The 26,449-nt window shown below is 44.1% G+C and carries 26 protein-coding genes, 1 pseudogene and 1 riboswitch; of the genes and pseudogenes, 19 read left to right on the top strand and 8 right to left on the bottom strand.

What is annotated here, in order from left to right; translation table 11 throughout:
• The first annotated feature begins 65 nt into the window (after positions 1 to 65).
• The 8 genes from DCM90_RS01420 (at position 66) to DCM90_RS01385 (ending at position 8,636) form a co-directional block, all read left to right on the top strand.
• Complete coding sequence (locus tag DCM90_RS01420; RefSeq protein ID WP_109249578.1) at positions 66 to 461, top strand: EbsA family protein; 396 nt, start codon at positions 66 to 68, stop codon at positions 459 to 461.
• 17 nt (positions 462 to 478) lie between these two features.
• Entirely contained in the window at positions 479 to 2,143 is a 1,665-nt protein-coding gene (locus tag DCM90_RS01415) for a formate--tetrahydrofolate ligase (protein ID WP_109249577.1), read from the top strand.
• Between the two features lie 172 nt (positions 2,144 to 2,315).
• Entirely contained in the window at positions 2,316 to 2,780 is a 465-nt protein-coding gene (gene lspA / locus DCM90_RS01410) for a signal peptidase II (RefSeq protein ID WP_109249576.1), read from the top strand.
• A gap of 17 nt (positions 2,781 to 2,797) precedes the next feature.
• Complete coding sequence (locus tag DCM90_RS01405; RefSeq protein WP_109249575.1) at positions 2,798 to 3,724, top strand: RluA family pseudouridine synthase; 927 nt, start codon at positions 2,798 to 2,800, stop codon at positions 3,722 to 3,724.
• A gap of 122 nt (positions 3,725 to 3,846) precedes the next feature.
• Positions 3,847 to 4,401, top strand: a complete 555-nt coding sequence (gene pyrR, locus DCM90_RS01400; RefSeq protein WP_109249574.1) for a bifunctional pyr operon transcriptional regulator/uracil phosphoribosyltransferase PyrR — start codon at positions 3,847 to 3,849, stop codon at positions 4,399 to 4,401.
• A 31-nt stretch (positions 4,402 to 4,432) separates the two neighbouring features.
• Positions 4,433 to 5,506: a carbamoyl phosphate synthase small subunit gene (locus DCM90_RS01395; RefSeq protein ID WP_109249573.1), complete on the top strand. Its 1,074-nt coding sequence runs from the start codon at positions 4,433 to 4,435 to the stop codon at positions 5,504 to 5,506.
• Between the two features lie 3 nt (positions 5,507 to 5,509).
• Positions 5,510 to 8,074 carry a carbamoyl phosphate synthase preATP-grasp domain-containing protein gene (locus tag DCM90_RS01390; RefSeq protein ID WP_109249572.1) on the top strand — a complete coding sequence of 855 codons (2,565 nt, stop codon included), beginning with the start codon at positions 5,510 to 5,512 and terminating at the stop codon, positions 8,072 to 8,074.
• 139 nt (positions 8,075 to 8,213) lie between these two features.
• Positions 8,214 to 8,636 (top strand): Zn-Finger Containing protein, encoded by a 423-nt coding sequence (locus tag DCM90_RS01385; RefSeq protein ID WP_225365931.1) that lies wholly within the window; start codon positions 8,214 to 8,216, stop codon positions 8,634 to 8,636.
• 97 nt (positions 8,637 to 8,733) lie between these two features.
• Here the strand turns inward: DCM90_RS01385 and DCM90_RS01380 are convergent, their stop codons facing one another.
• Entirely contained in the window at positions 8,734 to 10,440 is a 1,707-nt protein-coding gene (locus DCM90_RS01380; RefSeq protein ID WP_109249570.1) for an NFACT RNA binding domain-containing protein, read from the bottom strand.
• Positions 10,441 to 10,586: 146 nt separating this feature from the next.
• On the opposite strand from DCM90_RS01380, the gene DCM90_RS01375 reads away from it, so the two are divergent.
• The 3 genes from DCM90_RS01375 to DCM90_RS01365 all read left to right on the top strand — a co-directional run bounded on the left by DCM90_RS01375 (position 10,587) and on the right by DCM90_RS01365 (position 13,299).
• On the top strand, positions 10,587 to 11,012 hold the full coding sequence (locus DCM90_RS01375; RefSeq protein ID WP_109249569.1) for a MarR family winged helix-turn-helix transcriptional regulator: 426 nt from the start codon (positions 10,587 to 10,589) through the stop codon (positions 11,010 to 11,012).
• Positions 11,013 to 11,038: 26 nt separating this feature from the next.
• On the top strand, positions 11,039 to 12,331 hold the full coding sequence (locus tag DCM90_RS01370) for an alkaline phosphatase family protein (protein WP_109249568.1): 1,293 nt from the start codon (positions 11,039 to 11,041) through the stop codon (positions 12,329 to 12,331).
• Positions 12,332 to 12,429: 98 nt separating this feature from the next.
• Entirely contained in the window at positions 12,430 to 13,299 is an 870-nt protein-coding gene (locus DCM90_RS01365; protein ID WP_109249567.1) for a DegV family protein, read from the top strand.
• Positions 13,300 to 13,562: 263 nt separating this feature from the next.
• Here DCM90_RS01365 and DCM90_RS01360 read toward each other — a convergent pair whose 3' ends face one another.
• Positions 13,563 to 14,012 (bottom strand): type II toxin-antitoxin system HicB family antitoxin, encoded by a 450-nt coding sequence (locus DCM90_RS01360; protein WP_109249566.1) that lies wholly within the window; start codon positions 14,010 to 14,012, stop codon positions 13,563 to 13,565.
• 36 nt (positions 14,013 to 14,048) lie between these two features.
• Positions 14,049 to 14,232, bottom strand: a pseudogene (locus DCM90_RS01355) (type II toxin-antitoxin system HicA family toxin).
• A gap of 193 nt (positions 14,233 to 14,425) precedes the next feature.
• Here DCM90_RS01355 and DCM90_RS01345 point away from each other — a divergent pair.
• On the top strand, positions 14,426 to 15,289 hold the full coding sequence (locus DCM90_RS01345) for a hypothetical protein (protein ID WP_165815169.1): 864 nt from the start codon (positions 14,426 to 14,428) through the stop codon (positions 15,287 to 15,289).
• Positions 15,290 to 15,529: 240 nt separating this feature from the next.
• A complete protein-coding gene (locus DCM90_RS01340; protein ID WP_109249563.1) occupies positions 15,530 to 15,865 on the top strand; it encodes a terminase small subunit in 336 nt (111 codons plus the stop codon).
• Between the two features lie 736 nt (positions 15,866 to 16,601).
• Here the strand turns inward: DCM90_RS01340 and DCM90_RS01330 are convergent.
• Both DCM90_RS01330 and DCM90_RS01325 read right to left on the bottom strand, forming a co-directional pair.
• Positions 16,602 to 16,937 carry a ribonuclease G gene (locus tag DCM90_RS01330; protein WP_109249561.1) on the bottom strand — a complete coding sequence of 112 codons (336 nt, stop codon included), beginning with the start codon at positions 16,935 to 16,937 and terminating at the stop codon, positions 16,602 to 16,604.
• Positions 16,938 to 17,067: 130 nt separating this feature from the next.
• On the bottom strand, positions 17,068 to 17,394 hold the full coding sequence (locus DCM90_RS01325; protein ID WP_109249560.1) for a hypothetical protein: 327 nt from the start codon (positions 17,392 to 17,394) through the stop codon (positions 17,068 to 17,070).
• 339 nt (positions 17,395 to 17,733) lie between these two features.
• A riboswitch (THF riboswitch) is annotated at positions 17,734 to 17,828 on the top strand.
• A 36-nt stretch (positions 17,829 to 17,864) separates the two neighbouring features.
• On the opposite strand from DCM90_RS01325, the gene DCM90_RS01320 reads away from it, so the two are divergent.
• From DCM90_RS01320 to DCM90_RS01310, 3 genes are all read left to right on the top strand, one after another.
• Entirely contained in the window at positions 17,865 to 18,392 is a 528-nt protein-coding gene (locus DCM90_RS01320) for a folate family ECF transporter S component (protein WP_109249559.1), read from the top strand.
• A 72-nt stretch (positions 18,393 to 18,464) separates the two neighbouring features.
• On the top strand, positions 18,465 to 18,893 hold the full coding sequence (locus tag DCM90_RS01315; protein WP_109249558.1) for a GtrA family protein: 429 nt from the start codon (positions 18,465 to 18,467) through the stop codon (positions 18,891 to 18,893).
• A gap of 74 nt (positions 18,894 to 18,967) precedes the next feature.
• A complete protein-coding gene (locus DCM90_RS01310) occupies positions 18,968 to 19,639 on the top strand; it encodes a CPBP family glutamic-type intramembrane protease (RefSeq protein ID WP_109249557.1) in 672 nt (223 codons plus the stop codon).
• 99 nt (positions 19,640 to 19,738) lie between these two features.
• On the opposite strand, the gene xerS is transcribed toward DCM90_RS01310, so the two are convergent.
• Positions 19,739 to 20,797 carry a tyrosine recombinase XerS gene (gene xerS / locus DCM90_RS01305; protein WP_109249556.1) on the bottom strand — a complete coding sequence of 353 codons (1,059 nt, stop codon included), beginning with the start codon at positions 20,795 to 20,797 and terminating at the stop codon, positions 19,739 to 19,741.
• Between the two features lie 118 nt (positions 20,798 to 20,915).
• Here xerS and DCM90_RS01300 point away from each other — a divergent pair, with 118 nt between their 5' ends.
• Positions 20,916 to 21,713 carry an alpha/beta fold hydrolase gene (locus DCM90_RS01300; protein WP_109249555.1) on the top strand — a complete coding sequence of 266 codons (798 nt, stop codon included), beginning with the start codon at positions 20,916 to 20,918 and terminating at the stop codon, positions 21,711 to 21,713.
• Between the two features lie 113 nt (positions 21,714 to 21,826).
• Here the strand turns inward: DCM90_RS01300 and DCM90_RS01295 are convergent, their stop codons facing one another.
• Positions 21,827 to 22,021, bottom strand: a complete 195-nt coding sequence (locus tag DCM90_RS01295) for a KGG domain-containing protein (protein WP_109249554.1) — start codon at positions 22,019 to 22,021, stop codon at positions 21,827 to 21,829.
• 317 nt (positions 22,022 to 22,338) lie between these two features.
• Between DCM90_RS01295 and DCM90_RS01290 the strand changes: the two genes are divergently transcribed.
• Positions 22,339 to 23,271 carry an L-lactate dehydrogenase gene (locus DCM90_RS01290; protein WP_109249553.1) on the top strand — a complete coding sequence of 311 codons (933 nt, stop codon included), beginning with the start codon at positions 22,339 to 22,341 and terminating at the stop codon, positions 23,269 to 23,271.
• 17 nt (positions 23,272 to 23,288) lie between these two features.
• The gene (locus tag DCM90_RS01285) at positions 23,289 to 24,710 is read left to right on the top strand and encodes a DASS family sodium-coupled anion symporter (RefSeq protein ID WP_109249552.1); all 1,422 of its coding nucleotides are present in this window, start codon (positions 23,289 to 23,291) and stop codon (positions 24,708 to 24,710) included.
• A gap of 612 nt (positions 24,711 to 25,322) precedes the next feature.
• Here the strand turns inward: DCM90_RS01285 and DCM90_RS01280 are convergent.
• Positions 25,323 to 26,276, bottom strand: a complete 954-nt coding sequence (locus DCM90_RS01280) for a sugar-binding transcriptional regulator (RefSeq protein ID WP_109249551.1) — start codon at positions 26,274 to 26,276, stop codon at positions 25,323 to 25,325.
• Positions 26,277 to 26,449 lie beyond the last annotated feature (173 nt).

Raw genomic sequence — 26,449 nt, 5'->3', positions numbered from 1 at the left:
GCTCCGTTCTGGGCGGGACAAACTAATTTAAAGTTTTTTTGTTTAATCAACTAAGGAGTGATTTTTTGCTTAACCAGGAACGTCGCTTTTTGTATCAGCCAGGGCCATTAAGCACGATTATTAATTGGTCTTGGACATTTTCCGTTGCGTGGCTCGGCATTATTATTTGGCTTGAAGCCACTAAGTTTCAGTGGGCGACCTTTAGTATTTTTCTAGTGTTCGCCGTCTTATGTTGGGCCGAAGTTCATTATCGGAATGTAACCCTCAAGGATAACCGGTTGCAGGTCAGCCGAATCTTAAATCACCACTGGTTAACGATCCCCTTAGATGATATTGAAAGTGTTACAGCGAGTCGCTATCGGCTTGCGATCATTGTTCACGGGCGGATTTATCAGTTCCTTTTGCCCCATAACTCGGTTCTTGAATTAAAGGAAATTATTGATCAAACTGCCCACCGTTAGAAAGAGGGCCTCTATTTATGACAGAAACTGACATTGAAATCTCACAAAATACCCCGTTGTTGCCAATCAAGCAGATTGCCGAGCGGATTGGTTTATCGGCGACTGACATTGATCCATACGGGCACACCAAGGCTAAGATTCATTTACCAGTGACCGTTGATCGACCAACCAAGCAAAAATTAGTGTTAGTGACGTCGATTAATCCAACACCAGCGGGTGAAGGAAAATCAACGGTAACGGTTGGTTTGGGCGATGCGTTAACCCGACAGGGAAAACGAACCATTATTGCTCTGCGTGAGCCTTCTTTGGGTCCGGTAATGGGACTTAAAGGGGGGGCAACGGGAGGCGGCCACGCACAAGTTGTCCCAATGGAGGATATTAACCTCCATTTTACCGGGGATATGCACGCATTGACTGAAGCCCACGATACGTTAGCTGCTCTAATTGATAATCATATTCAGCAGGGAAATGAACTTAACCTTGACCCCCGCCAAATTGTGTGGAAACGGGTACTCGATATTAATGACCGTGAATTACGAAATATCGTCGTCGGATTAGGTGGCCGGACTTCAGGCGAACCCCGCCAAGACGGGTTTGATATTACGGTGGCAAGCGAGCTCATGGCTGTCTTGTGTTTGAGCAAAGATTTACCCGACCTTAAACACCGGGTAAATCAAATTTTAATTGGGTATACCTACGATCGGCAACCGGTCTATGTCCGCGACTTAAAGGTTGGCGGAGCCATTACGCTGCTACTGAAGGACGCTTTGATGCCAAACCTGGTTCAAACGCTAGAACATACGCCTGCCATTATTCATGGTGGACCATTTGCCAACATTGCCCACGGGTGTAATTCTATTTTGGCTACCCATACCGCAATGCAGCTGGCGGATTATACCGTGACTGAAGCTGGCTTTGGGGCCGATTTAGGTGGCGAAAAGTTTATGGATATTACGGTGCCTGCACTAGGGAAAACGCCAGACGCCGTGGTAGTGGTTGCAACCGTTCGGGCATTGAAATACAACGGCGGCGTAGCTAAGGGCGACCTTACCCAGGAAAACGTTGCTGCATTATTAAAGGGCGCTCCCAATTTAGAACGACACGTTCGCGGGATGCAACGCTATGGGGTTCCCGTTATCGTCGCAATTAACCGGTTTTCCAGCGATACGGATAGCGAAATTAGCGCGCTGTTGGCCTATATTCAGGAACTCGGGGTGACGGGGTACGTCACGACGGTTTGGGCTGATGGTGGCGCTGGTGCCATTGATTTGGCTGATGCGGTTGTGGAAGCAACTGAAGAATCGAGCCAGTTTGTGCCACTGTATAATAACCAGGATAGTTTGACGGAAAAAATGACTAAAATCGTCACCGAAATTTATGGGGGCCAAGGCGTTGAACTGTCAGCTAAGGCCAGTCGTCAGTTAAGGACCTTTGCCCAAAACGGTTGGGATAACCTACCCGTTTGCATGGCTAAGACCCAGTACTCACTATCTGATGATCCCAAGCTATTGGGGGCACCCACGGGCTTTACCATCCACGTCCGGGAGTTCGCTCCACGGCTGGGAGCCGGGTTTATTGTGGCGTTAACGGGCAACGTGTTAACGATGCCTGGGCTACCTAAGCATCCAGCGGCACTAGATATGGATATTGATGAAACGGGTAAAATTACGGGCCTGTTCTAATTTAAAAGTTAGCCGTCTAGCGCCCGAGACTTTTAGGCTGTACCAAAAAAGGATAATGACCAGATGGATTTGGCCGTTATCCTTTTTTAGCCTATAAAATGTGCGTCACCGCCTAATTTAGGGTGTGATATACTCGTTTATAACCCGAAATCGGAAAGAGAGGTTCAATTTCTTGTTTATTATTCTAATCGTTGCCATTTGTTTGTTAATCTTGGCAGATCAACTGATTAAGTTGTGGGTTGCCGCATCCATTCCGCTAGGTGCAACTCACGAACTAATTCCAAACGTTATTTCATTGACTAATCTGCGAAACTCGGGGGCCGCCTGGAGTATTTTAGAGGGTCAGCAATGGTTTTTTACCCTGGTAACGATTATTGCAATTGGTACCTTAGGCTACTTTTTTTGGCGGTATCGGAATGATCGAGACAACCGGGGCTATGAAATTGGGTTGGCCTTTATGTTAGCAGGAACATTTGGCAATTTTATTGATCGGGTCCACAACGGATACGTGATTGACATGTTTCAATTAGATTTTATTAATTTTCCGATTTTTAATTTTGCTGACCTTTGTTTAACCGTTGGCGTCATTATTATTCTAATCACCATTATTCGTGATGATCAGGCAGAAAAATTTTAGAATTGGGGGCGGGCAGTGTGCCAAACTACGAAGTTCAAATTCATGATGAAACCGGCCGGTTAGACAAGGTCGTTAGCGACCAAATTGTTGATCTTAGTCGATCACAGGTTAAAACGGCCATTGATGAAAACCGGTTGCTCGTCAACGGTCACGGGGAAAAAGCAAAGTATCAAGTCCAGCCTGGTGATCAAATTACCATTGAAATCCCAGAACCGACCTCTTTGTCACTTGAACCTCAGGATATTCCACTGGATATTATCTTTGAGGATGACGATGTGCTTGTGGTGAATAAACCACAGGGAATGGTTGTTCACCCTGCGCCCGGCCACCCAGATCAGACGTTAGTGAATGCGCTGCTCTTTCATAGTCCTTTATCAACCATTAACGGTGAATTCCGGCCGGGGATCGTGCATCGAATTGATAAGGATACCTCCGGACTGCTGATGGTGGCTAAAAATGACCGGGCTCATCGAAGTCTATCAGCCCAGTTAAAGGATAAAACGTCGCTGAGAGAATACGTTGCACTAGTGCACGGCAACATTAAGGAAGAGACGGGTACCATTGATGCGCCCCTCGGCCGGTCGCCTAAGGACCGGAAAAAGCAGGCAATTGTTGCCGATGGTCGGCGTGCAGTGACGCACTTTCAGGTTTTGGAACGGTACGGCGAATACACGTTAATTAGCTGCCGGTTAGAAACGGGACGAACCCACCAAATCCGGGTGCACTTTGCGTACATTGGCCATCCCTTAGCGGGCGATCCGTTATACGGTCCAAAGCAGACGTTGCCAGGCCACGGGCAATTTCTCCATGCTGAAGAACTGGGTTTTTATCATCCGGTAACCAAAGAACAGCTGGTTTTTCGGGTCAATGCTCCTGAACTCTTTCAGAAAACGGTTGCGAAGTTGCGACAACGGGCCGGATTAGTTGTTGACAAACTGGTATAGATTTCCTATCCTAAAAATAGGAAAAAACAAACTGAACTTACGGCGAGTTTTCCCGATTTAGTGGGAAGACCCGCCGGTTTTGCAACTAGCAACCAAATGATAAAACTGAAGGGGGAACTGAAATGTCTAAGGTAGTAGTGGACGCAATGGCCATGCAGCGGGCTTTAACTCGGATTACCTATGAGATTATCGAACGAAATAAAGGGGTCGAAAACGTCGTCATTTTGGGCATTAAAACCCGTGGCGTTTACCTAGCTCAGCGAATTGCTAACCGGCTTCAACAACTAGAAAACGTCGTCGTCCCCGTTGGCGAGTTAGATGTTACTGCGTACCGGGATGACATTAGTGCCGAAGATCGGGCGAAAGAGCTATCGGCCGGCGTTATTAGTGCGGAGAGTGGCTTCACAATTGAAAATAAAAAGGTCGTTTTAGTGGATGACGTCCTCTACACGGGCCGAACTATTCGAGCAGCAATGAGTGCTGTCATGGACCTTGGTCGACCGAAGTCCATAAGTTTAGCCGTATTAGTTGACCGTGGCCACCGTGAACTTCCTATTCGGGCCGACTTCGTTGGTAAAAATATCCCCAGTGCACAAAGTGAACGCATTAAAGTCTCAGTCAGTGAAATTGATGGTCACGACGACGTTGAAATCGTCCACAAATCAGACCGAAAGTAGAATTTGACTTCATCAAAGGAGTCCTGTTGATATGGCAGAACGCTATCTAATCTTAGAGGATGGTTCATCTTACCGGGGTGAAGGGTTCGGCGCCGAAGCGACAACTACGGGTGAACTTATCTATAATACGAACCTGACGGGTTACCAAGAGGTGGTAACCAATCAAATTTATCATAATCAAATTATCATTTTTAGCCAGCCATCAATCGGCAACACTGGAATTAGTCATGATGCCTATGAATCCATTTTACCGACCGCCAAGGGAATGGTCGTTCGAGATGTCACGAATTTTTCGGTGGATCGTTCGCGCCGATTAACGCTAGATACTTACTTAAAGCAGCATAATATTCCCGGAATTAGTGGGATTGATACCCGGCATTTAATTCGTAAATTGCGTGATGCTGGTCCCATGAACGGTAGTATCGTTGCCGTGGATGATGCCCACGCATTTGATCAATTACATGCAACCGTTTTAACCAACCGGCAGGTAGCCGCCGTAGCGACACCCAAACCGTATCCTAATCCAGGGACGGGTTATAACGTTGTGGTTATTGATTTTGGCCTTAAAAACGGACTCTTACGTCAGCTGTCGGAACGGCGGTGTAACGTGACCGTAGTCCCATGGGATACGACTGCGGAAAATATTTTAAACCTGGATCCAGACGGCGTGATTTTGTCATCTGGGCCGGGATCGCCAATGGATTTGCCCCAGTCGGTCTTGGAGATGATTCAAGTGGTGGAGGAACGAATTCCGCTATTTGCTATTGGGTTAGGGCACGAATTATTTGGCTTAGCCAACGGAGCAAATGTGGTCCCGTTAGACGCTGAATACCACGGAAGCAGCCATCCCATTCGCCGAATCATTACAAATGATATTGTCTTTGCTTCTCAGGGCCAAGGCTATGCTGTTGAAGCAAAGTCCATCAACCGGGAACGATTAATTACGACGTACGTTGATTTAATTAACGGCACCGTGCAGGGTTTACGGCACCGTGACTTTCCGGCATTTTCCGTTCAGTTTTTCCCCGATGGCGGGCCAGGTCCCGACGATAATCGCGATCTATTTGATGAATTTATGGAAATTATGGGCTCTCGGGAGGGATAAACCATGGCAATTGACCTAACAACGATTCATAAAGTGTTAATTATCGGGGCGGGTCCCACAAATATCGGTCATGAAACGGAGTTGGACGATGCGACCGTTCAAACGTTGACCGTTTTAAAAAAGATGGGAATTCAAGTGCTACTGATTGATAACAATCCCTTTTCCGTTGCGCTGGAAGAAACGCAGCCCAGTAATCGATTTATTCAACCGGTCACGACGGATAATGTCCAGCACATCATTGAGCGAGAACAGCCAGAGGCCCTCATTCCCAGTCTGGGCGGGATTCTAGCCATACGAATTACCCAGGAACTCTTAGAAAATGGGGTACTGGCGGATAATCAGGTTCAACTACTGGGGATGCCAAAAACCACGCTTAATCAGATCAATAATCCCACGTTAATGAATGAAACGTTAACCCGTTTAAATGAACCTCACATCGAAACGGAAGTGGTGAGCACCAGTGACGATGCGTTGACCATTGGAATGCAGATTGGCTACCCGCTGATTGTCAAGCCCATTGCCTCCCACTATGATGCGAATCGGGTCATTTGTGATTCGCCTGAGGATTTATATGAAGCGGTGCAGCTGGGCTTTTCTCAGTCCCGGTTTCATCAGTGCAGCCTAGAGAAATCCATTGTTGGGTATAAAGAGGTTGAAATGGTTGCGGTCCGGGATTCGGCCAATACCCGGGTGCTTATTGACAGTATTGAAAACGTGGATTCGATTGGCATCCATTCAGGGGATTCCATCTTGGTTTCGCCGGCCCAAACCTTAACGGATCGGGAGTATCAACGGTTGCGGGATGCTACCTTCAAAATTGCACAAGCATTAAATATTGAGGGAGCATTACACGTTCAGTTTGCCTTAGAGCCGCAAGTTGAAAACTATTTTATTACGAAAATTTCTCCCTACAATAACCGGGGAATGGCGTTGGCTGCAAGAACTACGGGTTATCCCGTGGCGTTAGTCGCCGCAAACCTCATCATGGGTGTGACACTTCCAGACATTAAACTGCCGCAGAATTACGCTAAACAGACGGCTTTAATGGAACCAACCCCTGATCATATCGTCGTTCGGTTACCACTTTGGCCGTTTCAGGATGTTCCCGATGCCGATGAACACCTAGATACCGTGATGAAATCAGTCGGGGGAACGGTTGGAGTCGGCCGATCCTTAGAAGAGGCCATTCTTAAGGGGGTGCGGAGCTCACAATTCTCACCCCGGGATGTTTTACCAAGTGTTAGTGGAATTGATGATAACGAACTGATTAGCCAATTAATTCACCCGTTAGCTAACCGGGTGTTAGTCTTAATTGAGGCCCTGCGGCGGGGGTATTCGGTTGATGAATTAGCCGAAATTACCCGGGTTGACGGGTTTTATTTCTATAAGCTAAAGCACCTGTTAGAAATTGAAAAGCGAATTCAGGATCATCCCATGGACTTAGAAACCCTGAACGTTGCACGTTATTATGGGTTTGGGGATGGGATGATTGCCGGAATGTGGAACGTAGAAACTGAAGCCGTACGCCAATTAGCCGTTGAGGGCGGCATGCACCCAACGTATAAAATGATTGAACCAACCGCTGGTGAATTTGATGAGCATACCACCAGTTTTTACAGTACGTTCGAATACGAAAATGAATCAGAACGGTTAGGCAGCGAAACCGTTCTGGTTCTCGGTCGGGGCGGTAATCAGTTGGGCCCCAATACGGCGGCCGACTATTTCACCACCGAAATGTTAAAGCAGCTGAAACGATCGGGCTATCGGACCATTATGGTCAATACGAATCCCAATTCGTTGAGTATGGTTCCGGAATTTTCGGACAAGCAGTATCTCGATCCCATTCAGCTGGGGGACGTATTGAATATTATTGACCTTGAACAGCCGAAAATGGTTATTGTCCCAGGTAACCGACACTTTTTAACCCGTGAATTAAAGAAAAGAATGACTAACATTCACGTGTTGCCGCCCGACCAGGAAACGGGGTTGGTGAAACCCAGTGAAGTGGATGTCAGCGTTGCCCTGTTTGTTACAGATCACCAGGTGATTCCCGTGGGGGTAATCGATATGCTAACCCCGGGGGATCAACATGGTACAGCCCACGTCACTGTCCTCCGGCTGCCAGCACAAACTCAGGGAGCGGATGATCACTTAGTTAGTCTGGCCCAAGCGATGGCAAGAACGCATCATTTACGCGGCATGGTTCAAGTTCTGTTTAAGAAAACCGCAGAGGGCTTTGAGGCCGTGGGGATTCGACCAACTCGGTTAACTGAAATTGCCTTTTTGAGCAAGGCAACCGGAATTAACTGGGTTCGAATGCTGACCCGGTTGCACGTAGGGTCAATTAACGAGAAGGAACTCGCCCGCATTAAGGTCAACCTTCATCCAGACCGAATTGCCCTAATGGCGGGAGAATTTCCGTTTAGACAGTTAAGGACGATCAATCGCCCCGGGACGTCCGCACAAGAGGCGGGGGCAGCCCTAATCTTTGGCTCGGCTGACCGTCTCGGTCAAGATATCCTAGCTGATGCGGATGCGTTTAAGTCACTTATGAATCCAACGATTTAAGGTAGACAGGGTATTATTTATCTGTCAAAACGTCGAGATAACTCTAACCGGTTACCTCGACGTTTTTTGTGAAACTATTTGAAATCAAAAATTGCTTTCGGTACAGTAGTTTTATTGATTAATAATGGGAGGTAATCATGTGCGAACGAAAACAAGGGCGGATCGGATAGCCCAAGCCCAGAAATGGCTCATTGGCCGATACGGCCAGAATGACTCGCTCTATAAGGTGAGTATGGCGGTAGCCTTCATTTTAATTATCGTTAGTTGGGTCAGCCGGCTAGGTTGGTTAAATTGGGGGGCGTTAATCTTAATTGGGTTTGCTTACTGGCACCTATTTTCCAAAAAAATATACTTACAGGTACGATTAAACCGGGGCTTTGAACGGGTGTGGCTGCCTTTAACTCGCCCCTTTAGCCGACTTAAACGTCGAGTTATTCAATCCCGGCACTATAAATTTTTCCATTGCCCCGCATGTCATCAGCGAATTCGGATTCCCCGGGGCCACGGAAAAATTGAAATTACATGTCCAACTTGCCGTGAGCAATTTGCCGGAAAAAGTTAATAGGTTGTTAGATACAAGTACTTATTATTATGTGGATTAAATCCTTTTTGTGATATACAAAAGCCCATCGATCAAAAATCGATGGGCTTTATTTAGATTATTTTAATTGATTAACAATTTCTGCGTCCAGTGTAACATATATGGTCTTTTGTCCCGTAAAAATAACGAAGCCTGGTTTAGCACCGTTTGGCTTATGAACGCGTTTAACTTGGACATAATCTACGGGAACGTTGCTTGACTGGCGTCCCTTTGAGAAATAGGCCGCTAATTCTGCCGCTTCTTTAATGGTGGCATCAGAGGGGTGAGAATCATGAATGATAACGTGTGACCCTGGCATTTTCTGGACGTGGAGCCAAATATCCGTCTTTTTTGCCGTATGGAGCGTCAGTTTATCATTTTGCAGGTTATTTTTACCGACGCTGATTTTAACGCCATCGGTCGAAGTAAACGTTTCGGGAGCCGATACTTTTGCTTTTCGTTTATTCTTCTTTTTATTATGATCGTGATCCCTCAGGTAACCGCCTTGCTCTAACTCAAGTCGAATATCAGTTAAGTCTTTAGGCGCCGCCAGTTCAATCTGCGATTCAATGCTATCAAAGTAGTTAATGTTGGCTTCCGTTAGCGTGATTTGTTCGTTAACGTAAGCAACAGCATTCTTGAGTTTTTGGTACTTCTTGAAGTATTTCTGGGCGTTCTGGCTAGGGGTCAGTTGGTTTGAAAGGGTGATTTGAATCGGCTTCATTTCATCGTAGAAATTCGGAAGCTCAATACTGGTCATTCCCCGGTTAAGCTGACTTAGATAAGTGGTTAAAATTTCCCCACGGATGCGGTACTCATCGGCTGAATCCGACTGTGAGAGGGTCTGCTGCAATTTCTTGAGTTTGGTTCGGTTCTTCTTTAATTCATTGCGTACCACATGGATTAAGACGGATCCCTGCTGCTGAACGCGGTCCCGTTCAGCTTTATCAGAGTAGTAATGGTCTAAAAGTTCGCTTAACGTTGAATCCTCGTCCCGTTGACTATCTTCAGGAGCCGGATAAGGAAAGGCCGAAAAACTTGTTTTGTTGTTACTGTAAATGGTTAAGGTTGGTTGGGGATCGTTGAAACGAGTGAAGAAATGATTAAACAGATCCACTAAATCCCCCGGTTGGTGAAGGTCATCGGCTAGTGCAATGGCCGTATCCTTACCCAATCCCTGATACTGATGCTGAAGTTCCTTAGCCAAAACTTCAACATTGGGGTAGTTAGCAACCGTTTCTGCTAAGTTGGCTAGTGGTCCACCAAAGGGATCTGTGAGTTCCTGTTTTGGGGGTTCAATATATTGGGCACCCGGGAGAAGTAACCGGTACCGATTTTGATCTGAGCCAACGTGTTTAATAGCATCTAAAATCTTCATTGAAGCCGCATCGACTAAGATTACATTACTATGGCGTGCCATAATTTCAATGATCAGGATGAGATTTTGTTGGTCGCCTAATTCGTTTCGACTCGTTAAATTAATTCGAACGACCCGGTCATTAGCCATTTGAGTGACAGATTGAATAATTCCACCACTCAGATACTTACGCATCATCATGGTAAAGTTAGTTGGGACCGGAGGATTTACATAGGGAATCGTCGTAATTTGAATCCGCGCATAGGTTGGATTAGCGGATAATAACAAGGGGTAATTGTGTCCGTTTGCCCGAACCGTTACCACAACCTCGTTATCGTAGGGCTGGTTAATTTTAGTAATGCGGCCCGTTGAAAGCGTGGTATCTAATTCATGAACCATGGCATGCGTAAAAGCACCATCAAACGACATAGGAGCCACTTCTTTTCTATATAGAATAATTACACTAAGTATACCGGCAAAAGACAGTCGGTGCAAAGAATTCCTGGTTTTCAACTCAAATTGAGCTTGTATTAAGCAAATAAGTTATTGTACAATACAATTATGGAGGGATAAAGATGAAATCAAACTTATTGGCACTATTAGACGTTAGCAAAGCCCACCAGCATTTACTACAACAATTAACTAAAAAAAATCATATTACCGTTTCTGAATGGATTTTATTAGGGCATATTAACGAAGGGATTACCACCCAGGAAAAATTATCGGAAGTTACTTCGTTAGATACTTCAACCCTAAGTCGTCAGTTAAAGGGGCTATTGAAGAAAGAATTTGTAACTAAGACCGCGGTTGGCCGAGATAAACGGCAACTGATTTATTCAATGACGGCAAGGGGAGCAGAAGCGTTAACTCAAGTTAACGGACAGTTTGAAACCCTTTCGGATTCCGTATTTGATCATTGGCCTGAAGATGAACGGAACTTACTCCAAATTTTGCTAAACCGACTCGATAAAAGCCTTACGCGAGTTAGTAGCGACCAATAGTCAAGTGAGAGAAGGATCTCGATAACATGAAGGGGAATCAGCACCTAATCGTTATTTCTGTTGATGCATTGGCAGCCCGCGACCTCGCCACAAGCAGAAATGACTTACCAAATATTAATCAACTCATCAAGACGGGAACCTGGGTGAAAGCAATCGATGGAATCTATCCATCGTTAACTTATCCCTCACACACAACAATTATGACGGGCCGGTACCCGAGTGAGCATGGGATTGTTAACAATACCAAACGTCAGCCCAACCGGCGTTCGCCCGATTGGTTTTGGTACCAAAAATCAATTCAGACGAAGACCCTTTACGGATTAGCCCATGACGTCGGATATTCCACCGCATCATTTTTATGGCCGGTAACCGCAGGAAGCGAAATTGACTATAACCTAGCGGAAATTTTCCCTAACCGGATTTGGACTAGTCAAACCTTAGTGTCTCTGCATGGAAGTTCATCCTATTTCCTTTGGCAGATGAACCATAAGTTTGGTCACTTGAGAAACGGAATTCACCAGCCCGAACTGGATAATTTTATTACGGCGTGCGCCATTGATACGATTAAAACTAAGCAGCCTAATTTAACGATGATTCATTTAGTTGGTCTTGATAGTATGCGTCATCGATTCGGGGTTCAATCCAAAGAAGCTAACGCCGCTCTTCAACGACAGGATGAACACGTTGGTCAAATTATCCAGGCCGTCCAATCCGCCGGATTAGCCGATGATACTAATATTGTGTTATTAGGGGATCACGACCAAATTGACGTCACCAAGATGATTCGCCTTAATGTTGCTTTTCGTCAGGCGGGATGGTTAAGGGCGCGACGGGACGGAGCCGTTAAACATGACTGGCACGTTTGGGCTAAATCATGTGATGGTTCAACTTACGTTTATACCCATCAGTTTGCTGACATTAAGAATTTGCAGGCACTAATCACAAATGTTCCGGGGGTTGCTCACGTTTATACGAAGCAAGAGGCCGTAAGCATGGGAGCTGACCCGGATTGTACCTTTATGGTTGAAGCTGACCGAGGCTATTACTTTACGGATGAGGCCAAGGGATCTGAAATTGTATTATCCGTGGATGACTCCAGTATCGGTCAGCCAGACCGATACCGAGCCGTCCATGGCTACTCACCTGATAAGGCCAACTACGCCACAACGATGGTGTTAAACGGGCCAGCAATTATTCCCAACCGTCAATTTGCTAACGCTGATTTAATTGATGAAGCGCCAACATTTGCTAGGCTCCTAGGTCTTCGGCTTTCGCATACGCTGCCTGGTCATCCCTTGGACGGCGTTTTTAAACCGTAACTCCGGGAGACGGCTGGAGCTCTTAAAGTAAATATGGTATTCTTTTTAATATTGGAAAATTATGTGATTCTTATTTTTTACAAAGCAGGTGTAAGTTAATGAAGATAGCTGTTGTCACCGACAGTACCAGCTATTTGTCGGACGATGAAGTCAAACAAAATAATATTAGTGTCGTTCCGATTCCCGTCGTCATTGACGGGCGTTCCTATAACGAAGGCGTCGATATTACTAATGAAGAATTTTATGATAAGCTCCGTCACTCTAAGTCATTTCCAAGTACGTCTCAGCCACCACTAGGTGAGATGATTGAACTTTACCAACGCCTTTCGGATGAGGGCTATGAAGCGGTCATCAGCATTCATTTAGCTAGTACCATTTCTGGTTTTGTTAATTCACTAAATAACATCGCTGGGTCAATCGATGGCATTAAGGTGTATCCATATGATTCACAAATTACCGTTAAATTAATGGGCTACTTAGTTATTGCCGCTGCTAGAATGGCAAAGGCAGGGACCTATACGCCAGAAGAAATTATGACCCGGTTAGACGAAATTCGTAAAACCATCGGTGAATATTTCATTGTCGATGATTTGCAAAACCTCGTTCGGGGTGGCCGGTTATCAAACGCATCCGCTTTTATTGGGAGTGTCCTGAAAATCAAGCCGCTTTTAACGTTTGATGATACCTCCCACGAAATCGTGGCCTTTGAAAAGGTCCGGTCCCGCAAAAAAGCTCTATTACGCGTGGAAACTCTCTTTTCTGAGGTGGTTAAAAACGTTGATTATCCGCTCCGTGCCATTGTAATTAATGCTAATGATCCTGATGGGGGAGCCCAGTGGACTAAGAAAATTTCCGCAATGTATCCTGATTTACCCATTGAACAGGGCGAGTTTGGTCCCGTAATTGGAACACATTTAGGGGAAAAAGCATTGGCGCTGGCTTGGATGATTGATATCGACAGAATATAAATGGCTCTAAATCAAATAGTGTTAATGAAAGTTAATTTAGAAAAACAGTTCATTTTTGAACTGTTTTCTTTTTTCTGGGCGTAGCATAAATTCAATCTGAATCCGATTGTTATGCGCAAAAAGGGTGTTGATGAATTTCTTCATCAACACCAAATATTGTAGATCCAAAATAGAGCGCGACAATTCGATAGGTAGATGCTCAATCGTTTATGCGATTGGGCTATTTTTGTACGCAAAATAAAAGCGCAGCATAATTGCTCCGCTTAGTTTTGACGCAATTTCTTTTCCGCGATGTCTTCCGTTAAAGTTTTTGAGAAATTAAGCTTCATTTTCTTACCAGCTTTATCGGCCAACTCGGGAATAGTTAGAGTTTTTTTCACTGTTTTCTGATCGTCGATATAGTTGGTTACGTTAACGGTGACCATCGAAATGAATGATTTATCCTTATCATAAGTCAATTGGAAGTCAGGATCATCCTTAAAGGGATTGTTACCTTCCAGTGATAAGTCATTGATGGAAGTTGGCGTTGGGATATCTTGGTCATCTTCAATATAACTGGCAACCATTCCACCTAACCAGTCAGAAGCCATAAACATGGCGTCCGAGATACTATCACCTTGAGTGGCTGAGTTTTTAAAATCAGGAAAATGGACGAAGTAGGGAACTGATTCACTAGCGTCGTAGTAGAACATGGCAGGATAACTAACAAGCATGGTTCATTCCTCCTTTGATATGCCAAAGAAGCTTGACTATAACAGTCCAGCTTCTTTTCTGATACCACGTTCGGTGTATTTGTTAAGTTCACCGTGTGGCACAGTAATGGGTCGCTCGCCGGGCTTTTCCATTTTGATATAGGATCCCCTTGCCTCCGGTTGTTTTTATCCAACCGTTGGCTGTTAGCAACTTCACCATGGCTTTTTGCGTCATTGGCATGTGCACAAAAAATAATATTGGGAGGGGTGCCCAAAGGATATGATTTACAGTAAGTTTGGCTATGAACCAAGAGCGTTCGTTAACGCGGATGCACGGTTGGAGAAGTGGCTAAAGGATAAAAAGAAAAAAGAGTCCACGAAAAAGACTGCTAATCTGTATAATCGAAGTATTGATTTTACGGAGGTTAGAGATATTGAAACGAGACCGAGGAGAACTAGTAAGCGTATTAACACTTGGAATATTAGTAGGAATTGGACTGACGATTACACATTATGTGACATATAAAAAGGCCAATGGTATTGGAGATCTAGGAACATGGATCGGATCGATTGGTACAGTTATTGCTTTATTATTGGTTGTTTGGCAAGTTAAAGAATCAGAGGAAACGCTGCGACATCAAAATGAATTAACACGGGCACGAGAAATCGAAGATCATCGACCTCATTTGAAACTCAATATTGTAACATTAAAGGGTGATGCTAATTTAACTAATTATTGGATTCCGATTATGGAAAATAACGAGGACGAAACCCTATCGAAAAAAATTAAAAATGATCCTGTCGGAACTTCTTTTATTAGTGTCACAGACGTTCTGGGCAAACCGATAATTGATTTATCGTTTTACTGCGAATATTGTTTGGTAACCAAATCTGAGACATTCCCTGATATGTTTTGGACGCCGGAATCTGAAGAACAGCATCATAAAAAATTTATATTAGGTCCGTTAAAGAAAGGTCAGGATTTATATATTGCTCCCCCAACAACGTATCTAAAAAATAATAATGGAATTAACGTTGGGAATGGCAAAGACATGGATAATACTTATTATTCTAGGATTGTCTTGAAGTTTACTACGGATAAAGGCGAAACAGGCTTTGCAGAAGCAATTAATAGTGATTCATTCTTTACGAATGGTGAGGGATTATTGGAAAAATTGACCTATTATTTTATCCAGGGGGATGCCTTAACGAAGGCCTATGGATCTGATACTATGATTCGACAAGATAACAAAAAAGTTAATGATTTAGAAAATTTATTCATAAGATCAGACGCTTAGGCGTCTTTTTATTTTGCCCAATTGGAGGTGTAGGTGATATGTAATGAAAAAAGTAGTCGGACGGGATGAACGAGATTATATAGCGGGGATGAAGTACAAGGATATTTCCACTAAGTATAATATTCCACTTAACACATTAAAATCTTGGATGCGTTGCTATGATTGGCAACGTGGTTCTAAGAAAAAGACGCAACTGAAGGCAAGGGGCGCACCTATTGAAAGGGTGCACCCCCAAATGTTATCCAAGAACTTGAAGACTCGACGCTTACGGAAAAGCAAAAACTCTTTTGTTTATATTACTTACAACGTTTCAATGCTACCTGGGCTTACCAAAAGGCTTGTCAAGTTGACCAACGAACGGCTGAGATAGCTGAGAACCGCTTGCTAAGAAATGTTGAAGTGAAAGAGGAACTCGATGCACTCAAACAACAGCAGACTGCTGATCTATATCTAGATACCAATGATATCCTCAAAGAGTACGTAAAGCAAGCCACCGCGTCCTTTGGGGATGTTTTAGATTACAAAGTTTATGAAGAGGTACTGACCGATGAAGAAAGGACGCCTTCTGGACACTGATGATAATCCCATTAAGTGGCATCAAGCAAATACATTTGTGAAACCCAGTGGTGATACCTTCCTTGCGCTAATCTCTGACGGTTCAGTGCGTACAGGTAAGATGTTAATTATGTCTTATGATATATGTAACCATCAGCGGTTCAGTATTACAGGTGAAACCATTGATTTTCTGCATCGAAACGTTATCCGGTTATTGGTTACAATGTCAGAAGGGGTGAAGGATATAACGTCAGAGATTCTCGAATTGGGATTTTTTACGTGCTATTTATAGGCACTAAGTTGGGCCTTGCGAATATCTAGTAGTGTCTGAAATTCATCTAGTTCATCTGTGGGTTTTCACGTACAATAAAGTATACTTAAAGCCTGATATAAAGGGGTTAAGATTGCATTTCTTTTGCAACTTATTTCCTTTATAAGCGTAAAGCAGAGGCAAACAAAAACCACCAAATAGTAGGCCGTTCCGCATTAAGTAACTGCACCCCAGGCTAGTCAAATTCTAGATTTTAAGTATAAAAAGGGTTTCTTAACCCGAGAAACGACTTATACTAGCTCTGAAAGGCCATCATCTTGAATGATTGATATCGATTCAGTCAGGCTGAAAAAGACTCAAACGCGATCAAATCACGTTTGAGTCTTTTTGTATGGTTATATAATTGCTAGAAAGGACTGCTTTTGGGGTACAAAATTAACCTCTCAAATAAAGTCAATCCGTAAGTTGCTGTTAGAGTGGGAGACTTTAGTAGTTGTTTAAAAAAGTTGCGACCATACCGGCAACAAAGATGAAGTATAGAATAATCCCAACAATGACTAATAGAAATTTAACTAATCCAGCACGACTCCAGGTAGCTTGAACTTGTTTAAAAGTATCGATGCTATCGTAGTTACCCTTTTGCCAAGCCCATTCGTTACCTTTAAAGCCGGTGACAAAAATCCAAACGATGTTAAAAACAGGAATTAGATTGAGTAATGGAAGATACGTTTTATTTCCAATTCCCCAAATCCAACTAAACATAAAGGCGCCCCAGTTCCATCCCTTAATTTCTTGTGGTGTTACCTTGCTATTTTCTTGCATGTCTTCTCTCCAATGAATATGTAATATGTTTCAATTCCCACCAGCAGAATCGAACTGCTATGGGGTCACCAGACGTGGGATTGCGTTACTTCCTAACCAGGAACCGTTTTATATGGCACCTGGCTTTATTTTAAAGGGCGGTGTTACTAGGTGTAATAAAACCGCGACTGATTAGAATATCACGGGAAGCAGTATCGGCAGGTTGCCATCCGCTAGAGATAAGATCATTGATATATAATTTGTTGTAAATAAAAGCAAAAATAAGATTGATAAAGCCTGATCCAATCCCAAAGCTCCAGACTCCTAAAACTAAATCAGTAATTAAAATAATCGCAAACCACTTCCAGTCGCCCCGAAAAACGGCTGGCCAAAAGCCCCAGAAAAAGGTTGTCCATGAAAAGCCAACTTTACATTGCTTAACCTGGTTAGTAACGGGGTTTTTCATATTAATCATCATGGTACGGCGTTCCTCCCAAATATCGTTTTCAGCTTTTATCGTCGTCAGGTTTGGACGTAAGAAACGGTAAACCAATAACGTTTATAAAAATAAATCCAATTCATCTTAATATTAATTATAAATTGTGACTATTCAATCATAGCGCTAACTATATAAGATTACCATATGTATTTATAATTTGATTACGGTTTATTTAAATTAGTAAAACTACCTAGGTTATTCTTTGAGGAATTTAAGGTCAATCTGGAAAAATTAGGATCTGGTTAATAATGGCTGTTAATCTGGATTTTTGGCCGCAAAACTAAGGATTTATGTTAGAATGATCGATGTAATAAAATTTACGGAGTAGAACGTAAAGCGTTAAGTGCTGGTGGAACGCAATGTGAACGCCAGACGAAGGATTTTTCCGCGATTTTACGTTCGCATTGGCCGCAGGAATGTGGACAACTCCATTTAGGAGATGTTGTCTTATGAAAACACTTGCATTTGGACCACGCAAGCTGTCAACGCTACAGGTAGTCACATTAGGGATCTTAATGGCTGCCCAATTAATATTGAGCCGGCTAACAATTGGCAACCAGTATTTACGGTTCAGTTTTACCTTTCTAGTGGTTGCACTAATGGCCGAGTGGTTTGGCCCGTTTTGGGCGGCAATTGCGGCTGGCCTGGTTGATATTATTGGTACCGTCATGATGGGCGGCCAGTATTTCATTGGGTTTACCATCTCAGCCGTTGTTGCGGCGCTTATTTATGGGGTTGCCTTCTACGGGCGGAACCATGTTGGTTGGAGCCGGATCATTGTTGCCCAATTAGTGATTGCCGTTTTTGTTAACGCGGGGTTGAACACGCTTTGGTTGTATTTAATGTACCAAACACCAATTTGGGCCATTTTGCCAACCCGACTGCTTAAGGAAATTCTGATGACCCCCATTCAAATTATTTTGATTTACCTCTTGCTGAATAATCAAATTGTTCAATCGCTAAAAAATCGTCTTTAAGTTTTTACCGTCAGCAGCAAAGGCCGCTGACGTTTTTTTATGACGAAATTTACTGAAAGTTGTGTGTCACTTATGCAGAAACTGATTGATTTGTATCATAAATACGAAACGATTATCCTTTACTTGTTCTGGGGTGGGGTAACGACGCTAGTTGATATTGTGGCTTTTGTTGGCCTGCACTCGGGTCTTCACTGGAACTATCAGGTGGCTAATACCATTGCTTGGTTCTTATCCGTTTTAGTGGCCTATTTAACGAATAAGGTTTGGGTCTTTGGTTCCCACTACACGACCCCCAGAGCACTTTTAGTTGAGGCGGCTAAGTTCTTCTTTTACCGGGGCCTAACGTTAATCCTTGATGATTTCATCATGTGGGTTGGGATTTCCGTATTGGACGGAAATTCATTGGTCGTTAAGTTAATTGATCAGATTATCATCGTCGTTGCTAACTACGTCTTTAGTAAGTGGTTAATTTTTAAGGAGACGGAAACCATTAAAAAGTAAGTCGTTGACGGATTCTTAGGATTTTTTTGAAAAAGCGGTTATAATCAACTCAAATCTATCAGGAGGCGGCAACCGTGATTCATAACCCACACTACGTCAAATCGGCCCATTCACTGCAAGCGGAATGCTATTGTATTTGGGGACCTTGGACGACCCTTATTTTAATATGCGGGATGGGTTCGATTGCGGTTGCTCAATTTGCTTGGTGGCAAATGGTTTTGGAATGTATTAGCGTTCCAATCTTTATCGGCATGCTAAGTATTTACCTCTCCGAAAGTGCTGAACACTTTGGCGTGCGGGACCTCACTCAATTATTATTATTTGCGGCTGCCTTTATCGCCGTCACGGCGGGGTTATTCCGGTCTGGATTCGTTAGTCCCGTGATTTTGACGCCCCAGCACGGATGGCAGATGGGGTTACTTTTAGTTTTTGGTATTTTAATTAATCCCTTCTTTGAAACCGTGCTGTTCCATTATTATCTACAGGGCCGCCTTTTTCCGTACTTCTTTACTAAGCTTGGCCTTTCACGACACGCCTGCCTAGTCAGTTGTATTGGGTTAACGACCTTGTTATACATGACTTATTTAAGCTGGCACCCTGAATTACCTATGTTTTCGGCCGGCGCTTTTTGGACATTAAGTCCCGTCATCCTCTTTAGCTTGTTATATGCTAGAACCCAAAATAACTTTTGGGCGGTATGGGGGATGCGTGTAATAGTCAATTTAGCACTTCTTGCCGTCATGTAAACCTGGTTTAGTCGTTAAGATGCTACGGGTAAAAACCAAATCATTCCACTACTAAATAACGGGATGCCTCCTATGTGGAAGGCATCCCGTTATTTAGTGTTACATTTTATCCAGACCCTTGCGTTGTTCGTCGTCAATAATATGGGTGTAGAGTCCTGTGGCAGTTGTCGTATTCTGCCCAAGCTGGGTAGCGACCAATTGCTCATTCTTAGTTGCTAGATATAGCTTAGAGGCTAGGGTGTGCCGGAGTTTGTGGGGTGTCACCCGAACCTTAAAGGCAGCCGAATATTTACTAACCATTTTTTCAATGGAGCTGGAGGTCATTCGGGATCCCTTTCCCCGGTAGGTTGTTAGAAATAAAGCTTTTTCGGTTGATTGGGGGTGGTATAAGGTCTCCCGTTGCTCCATATACGCTTGAATGAAGGGGAGCGTCCAAGGAGCAATTGGAACGGTATCGCGCATCCCACCTTTTCGTGTGACACCAAGGGTTGCAACCTTAAGATTTAGCTGGTCAACATTGGCGTTCGCTGCTTCGGATACCCGGATTCCACTCCCTAGTAAAAGGGCGTTAATCGCTAAATCGCGGAGTTTATCACGTTTAAAATAACGCATTTGGGTTGGTGACAGGGTCGTTTCATACGTCCGATCAATATAGTCCAAATAGTCATGGTCATCTGTCCCCAGCATGAGTTCGGATTTGATATTGGCTGCCCGGGTTGCGTAAGTTTCGTTATCCCGAACTAAATGAACCTTGCGCATCACATTACGGTAAAAATAGGGTTCGCCGTCCGAGTTTTCGGTATCCTCCGTGAGGTACTTAAAGAGAGAGGAAAGTGCATTTAGGGATCGGTTAATGGATCGACGCGATAGGGATCGACCATTTTCCTTGGTTCGGTTCAATAAGTACGATTTATATAACTCAATATCTTCTTTTTTTAAGTGTTCAAGCGTTTCTAAGGTAACATCGCAATATTTTTTGACAGGGGTGACACCCTCCTGGATTAACCATTCAAAGAAGCGACGGTATTCCGTTAAATACTGGTAAAGCGTTGCTGGAGATAATGGAACGGTGGCCTTAGCCTGATAGTATTCCTGAATATACCAGGGGGAAGACACGAGCTCCCGGTCAATTAAGTTTAAGTAGTCGCTTTTTTGCAACTCATCATCCTCCAAACATATGTTTGCTTCCTTTATTTTACCGACTTTAGCCCAGAAAAACAAGACTAGGATTTTTAGAATAACGTGTATAATTAAGGAAAAAGTCGGGAGGTTAACCATGCAGTTTAAAACAAGTGATCACGTCATGATCAAATACGATGACCTAGGGGAACGAACGGGAAGCCCCATCGTTTTGTTGTCGGGGATTGGGGCAAATCGAGTTGTCTTTTCACCTACCGTTCAGGCATTAACGGCCGCTGGATACCGGGTTATTAACATCGATGCGCGTAATCAGGGGGAGTCGCAGCGAACGGGGAGGGGGCAGCGCATGAGTCGGCACGCCCTAGACGTTCAAGAGTTAATGACGGCGCTCAAACTAGACCGTCCCGTCCTAATCGGTAATTCCATGGGGGCCTCAACGATTTTTGCCCTAATTAGTCTCGTTGGCCAAGCTCACGTTCGGGGAGTTGTTGATATTGATCAAACGCCTAAAATGATAGCTGATCAATCGTGGCCATTTGGGTTTAAAGAGTTGGGCTGGGATAGTTTTCCCGGTTACTTGAGGTTTCCGCTAGGGAAGGCAACGGCACATCAAATCAATTCCACTTTATTTGCCGGAATGAAGCAGCAGGCGGCTGAAAATCCCTATAATCCAGACACGAACTATGATTTGCTGGTTGACCACGCCTTTCAAGACTGGCGTGACATTATTAGCGAGCTGCAGATACCGTTGTTAGTGGTCGCCGGTGGTCAATCGCCGTACTACGATTCCGATTTTGCCGAAGTGACGGCGAGGTTAGCAGAACATGGTTCGTCGGTTGTGATTCCCGAGGCGGGCCACTTGGTGATGGCCGAACAGCCTGAACAATTTAACCAGGTGCTCCTAGACTTTTTGGCTCAACTGGCTAATGAATGATAAAAATAAAAAAAGTCGCTGCGTTTACTATTTTTTAGTAAACGCAGCGATTTTTTGCTGTAATTAGCATCTTATAGCTGTAATTAAAGTCAGTTGCTTAGTGATGGAATCAATTAAGAACGTTTGTGACTCTCGTGGCCACCTTTTTCACCAATTTCATGGTAAAATTCTGATCCATGAGTTTGGGCGGTAGTTTCGCCGCCTTCGTGACCAATGTCCTGGTAAAATTCCTTACCGTGACGTTGTGATGTAACTTCTCCACCCTTGTGACCTGCTTCTTGACGAGACATCTTCTTGTTTTCTGCCATATCTAATTACCTCCCTTAGAATCAAACGAATAACATTCGGTTGAACAGCTATAAGATGATTCATAGTATAATCCGATTTGGGATTGAAGTAAAAAATAATGACTCATTAGTAAAATATTTTTTAAGTCGAAACTATTGTAAAAATAGGGTTAAATTTGCAATGTTTATAAACATCATTTTAAAATAATGCAAAATAGACGCCAAATTTTAAAAAATATTGAAAAAGTGGATGAAGTAGCCTATACTTTTTGTGAAATGAGAAACATATCGGGTCGGTTTTAGCGCTCGTTAAAATAGAAAATATTGGAGGTACCTAAATGACACATAAAAAGGTAATTTTAGCCGGCGATGGCGCGGTTGGTTCCAGTTTCGCGTTTTCGGCGATTCAACAACACCTGGTCGATGAACTCGTGATCGTTGACACAAAGCCTGGTAAGAGTAACGGCGATTCATTGGATCTTGAAGACGTGACCGCCTTTAACGGTAACGTTGATGTACACGGTGGATCATATTCCGAGGCAAGCGACGCAGATATTGCGGTAATCACCGCGGGTGTCCCACGTAAACCCGGGGAAAGCCGGTTAGACCTGGTTAATAAAAATATGACGATTCTCAAGGCGATTGTTGAACCAATCGTTCAGAGTGGTTTTCACGGGATCTTTTTAGTATCGGCCAACCCGGTTGACGTCTTAACGACTGCCACGGCCAAACTTTCTGGGTTTCCAAAGAATCGAATTATCGGAACGGGAACCTCACTGGATAGTGCCAGATTGCAAGTTGCGCTGGCCCATACGTTAGGGGTAAGCGTCCTAGAGGTGAACGCCTACGTGCTTGGCGAACATGGTGATAGTGAATTTGCTGCGTATGATGAAGCAACCGTTAAGGACCAACCGCTTCGAAAGTATGCGGTGGATCACGGGATCACTAATGCTGATCTAGATCAAATTGAAGCTGACGTGCGGACCAAGGGCGGCCAAATCATTAGTCAAAAGGGGGCCACTTTCTATGGGGTTGCCACCAGCTTAGCCACGTTAACTAAGGCCATTTTTAATAATGAGAACTTGGTCCTTTCCGTAGGCACTGCACTCGACGGTGAATACGGGATTTCCGGGGTCTACTGTGGGTCGCCAGCTATCATTAACCGAAATGGGGCTACCACCTTAACGATGCCACTTTCGGATTCAGAATTAGAGAAAATGCAGAACTCAGCGGCAATGCTCAAACAAATTGTTGAGCAGGCCGCTATCTAAAGTAGGGAGAGAACATCATGACTCTTGCAAAATTTCAATGGAAAAAATGGGCCTGGCCAATTTTAATTGGGCTCATTATTTGGGCGTGTACCCCAATCCGACCGGAAGGGATTGCTTTAAACGCTTGGTACATGCTGGCAATTTTCGTTGCAACAATTGTAGGTTGTATTACGCAGCCGCTACCCATCGCGGGGGTAACCATTGTTGGTTTCTCGCTAATGGTCTTAGCTGGTATTACGACCATGGACGAAGGGGCGGAAGCCTTTGGTAATAATACCGTTTGGATGATTGTGGCCGCGTACTTTATGTCCCGAGGATTTATTAAAACGGGACTGGGCAGTCGGATTGCTTACCTTTTCATTAAATGGTTTGGCCGGAAAACAACGGGCTTAGCCTATTCATTAATGGCAGTTGACTTTGTGACCGCTCCTGCAACGCCAAGTAGTACCGCCCGGGTTGGGGGAATCGTTTTCCCCATCATGGAATCCTTAGCTAACGCCTTTGATTCTCACCCAAATGATCAGGCGTCCTCACGTAAACTAGGCGCCTACCTCTCTTTTATTGCCTTTCATAGTGATATTATTGCGGCAGCCACCTTTATGACGGCTATGGCTCCCAATGTGTTAGCCGTTTCGATGGCGGGCCAACGGGGAATTCATATTTCATGGATGGAATGGTTAATCGCCGCAATTGTTCCAGCAATCATTAGTATTATTGTTATTCCGTGGTTAATCTACAAGATGTATCCACCAGAAATTAAGGAGACGCCCAACGCTAAGGCTTGGGCCGAGGATCAGTTAAAGACACAGGGAAAAATGAGTACGGCCGAAAAAATCATGGCTGGGGTCTTTGTGGTCGCCCTCGTCCTGTGGATGACCTCCAGTCTAACGGGAATGGATGCCACCTTAGTCGCTTTCTTAGCGGTTTCGGCGTTACTCGTAACGGGTGTTCTGGATGTAAGTGATATTTTACACGAGACCGGAGCGTGGAGTACGTTGATTTGGTTTTCAGTGCTAATTTTTATGGCAAACGAATTAAATAAATTAGGCTTAATTACATGGTTATCTAACGCAATGGGGAGTGCCTTGAAGGGGTATAACTGGGCTATTGTGTTCGTGATTGTTATCCTCTTCTACTTCTACAGTCACTACTTATTTGCGAGCGGAACAGCTCACGTGACGGCCATGTACCCAGCCTTGCTCGCTATTTTACTATCTGCCGGAACTCCCGGATCTTTAGCCGCAATGGCGTTAGCTTTTACGGGAAGTATCTTTGCATCAACTACCCACTACGCTAATGGCCCGGCCAGCGTATTATTTGCGGCCGGTTACGTCAAACAATCGGATTGGTGGCGAATGAACGCCATTTTAGGCCCCGTTTACCTGATCATTTGGATCGGAATTGGTGGTCTATGGATGAAACTGATCGGAATGTGGTAAAACTTAAAGGTTCGCTTCACTAAACAAACTCCCTCACTCGATGACTCGGGTGGGGGAGTTTGTTAGTCTAGCTATCCGGAAAGATTGTGGCTGTTCAATACTTATAATTATTTCGGTAGTCATTTTTAGGGGAGGTTGGCCAACTGGCGTCAAGACGTCACTTCTTGTCATGAGTAATCTACCATGCTATAATAACCGTAATCGAAATTAAAAGAACGAAGCCATTGCACTGGCTCCGTTCCGTCGCGAGTTTCGGTTATTGGGTGGCTAACCGTTGTGGTTAGCTTTTTTTATTATCGCGTAAGCTTTGGCAAAGCCAATTGCGGCGCGCGACAATACTAGCAATGTCCATGCTAGGTAAATGCCCATTCACCTCTTTTATTAAACATGTTCTCGCCCCCTTATTCGCGATTGGGAAGGCTAAACCGTTTAATAAACTCGCTCTCGCCATGCTTGGGTAGCTACTCCCTTGGTTGACGATAGGTATATCATATCGAATTAATCATTGATAATGCAAGGCTGGGATTTAAAATGATAAATCATCCCAAGAAGATTTGAAAGGGCCAAATAAAAAACCGTTCAGATTAGGAATTTCCTAATACTGAGCGGTTTTTATTCGGTCTGGTTGGCTTCCATTAGAATTCGATTGGCTACGGCCTCATCCATAATGGCATCCGTTAGCAGGCCGCCACGTAACGCTCCCAGAGCGGCACGACTCTTAAACTTGCTCTTAATGACTCCTAGTCGACGTGGGACCGCCATAATGGTATTCATGTCTACGCCTAACACCTTATCGTCATTTTGATTCAGAAGCGTGCCGTTAATATCATATGGCCGTCCATAGAGCATTCCCACGATTTCATTCGGATCGATACCCGGAAAAATTGCTGACTTATTATTGCGCCATGCGCTGATGGAGTCAACCGAAGCAAGTGTTCCAATCCCCGTTAGAATACAATCCATTCGGGAGGCCACACTAAACGTCGGGGCAACTGCGGGTTCCTGCTGGAGGAGTTGGCGACCCTCATCATTAACCATATAGAGGGGCCCAACCATAGTCACGTAGTGGGCGTTAAACTTTGAAGCGGCCTTCTCAACCATTCGCATGGAACCCGCTAATGAGTTATACCGCATGTTTTCACCCATAAACTGCGTAAAAGTGAGATCATCCCGAACGGTACTTCGGCAGTGATCAATCATATCAAAAACGGTTGCGCCCCAAGCCAAACCAACGATATGGCTTTCTTCAATCAGGAGTTGGGCCTGTCCCGCCGCAAATTGAATCACGTTTTCGGCGTTATGATTTGGATTGTCAGCATCCTTTAAGATGTAAATATTAGGGACCGGAAACTGTTTTTTAAGCGAAGCCTCTAATTCATAGTTCCGGGCAAGGGGGGCATTAATTTTAATGTCAACCAAGCCCGTTTCCATTGCTTCATCTAACCCCTTGGTAATTAAATAGCGGCTTAGGTGATACTTCTTTGAGAGATCCGCAATTGACATATGGGATAGATAAAAATCCTGGGCGATTAGCGCCTGCTGCTTACGCTGTTCAATATTCTCCATGGGAACCTCCATTGTTTGATGTTGCCTTTAATTATAGCATAAGCTGGATTTTTTATAATGTTTAAAAATAGTAACTTTATTTTTGAAAAATCAAAAATATTAATCGACAATATTAAAAATATAACTTTAATTTTACAATTTTAAAAAATAGCGCTATAATCAACGGTGCAAAA

This window comes from Levilactobacillus bambusae (assembly GCF_003124125.1).
Lineage (GTDB): Bacteria > Bacillota > Bacilli > Lactobacillales > Lactobacillaceae > Levilactobacillus > Levilactobacillus bambusae.
Note: the sequence above shows the minus strand (reverse complement) of the source record. Positions and strands in the feature narration are given on the sequence as shown.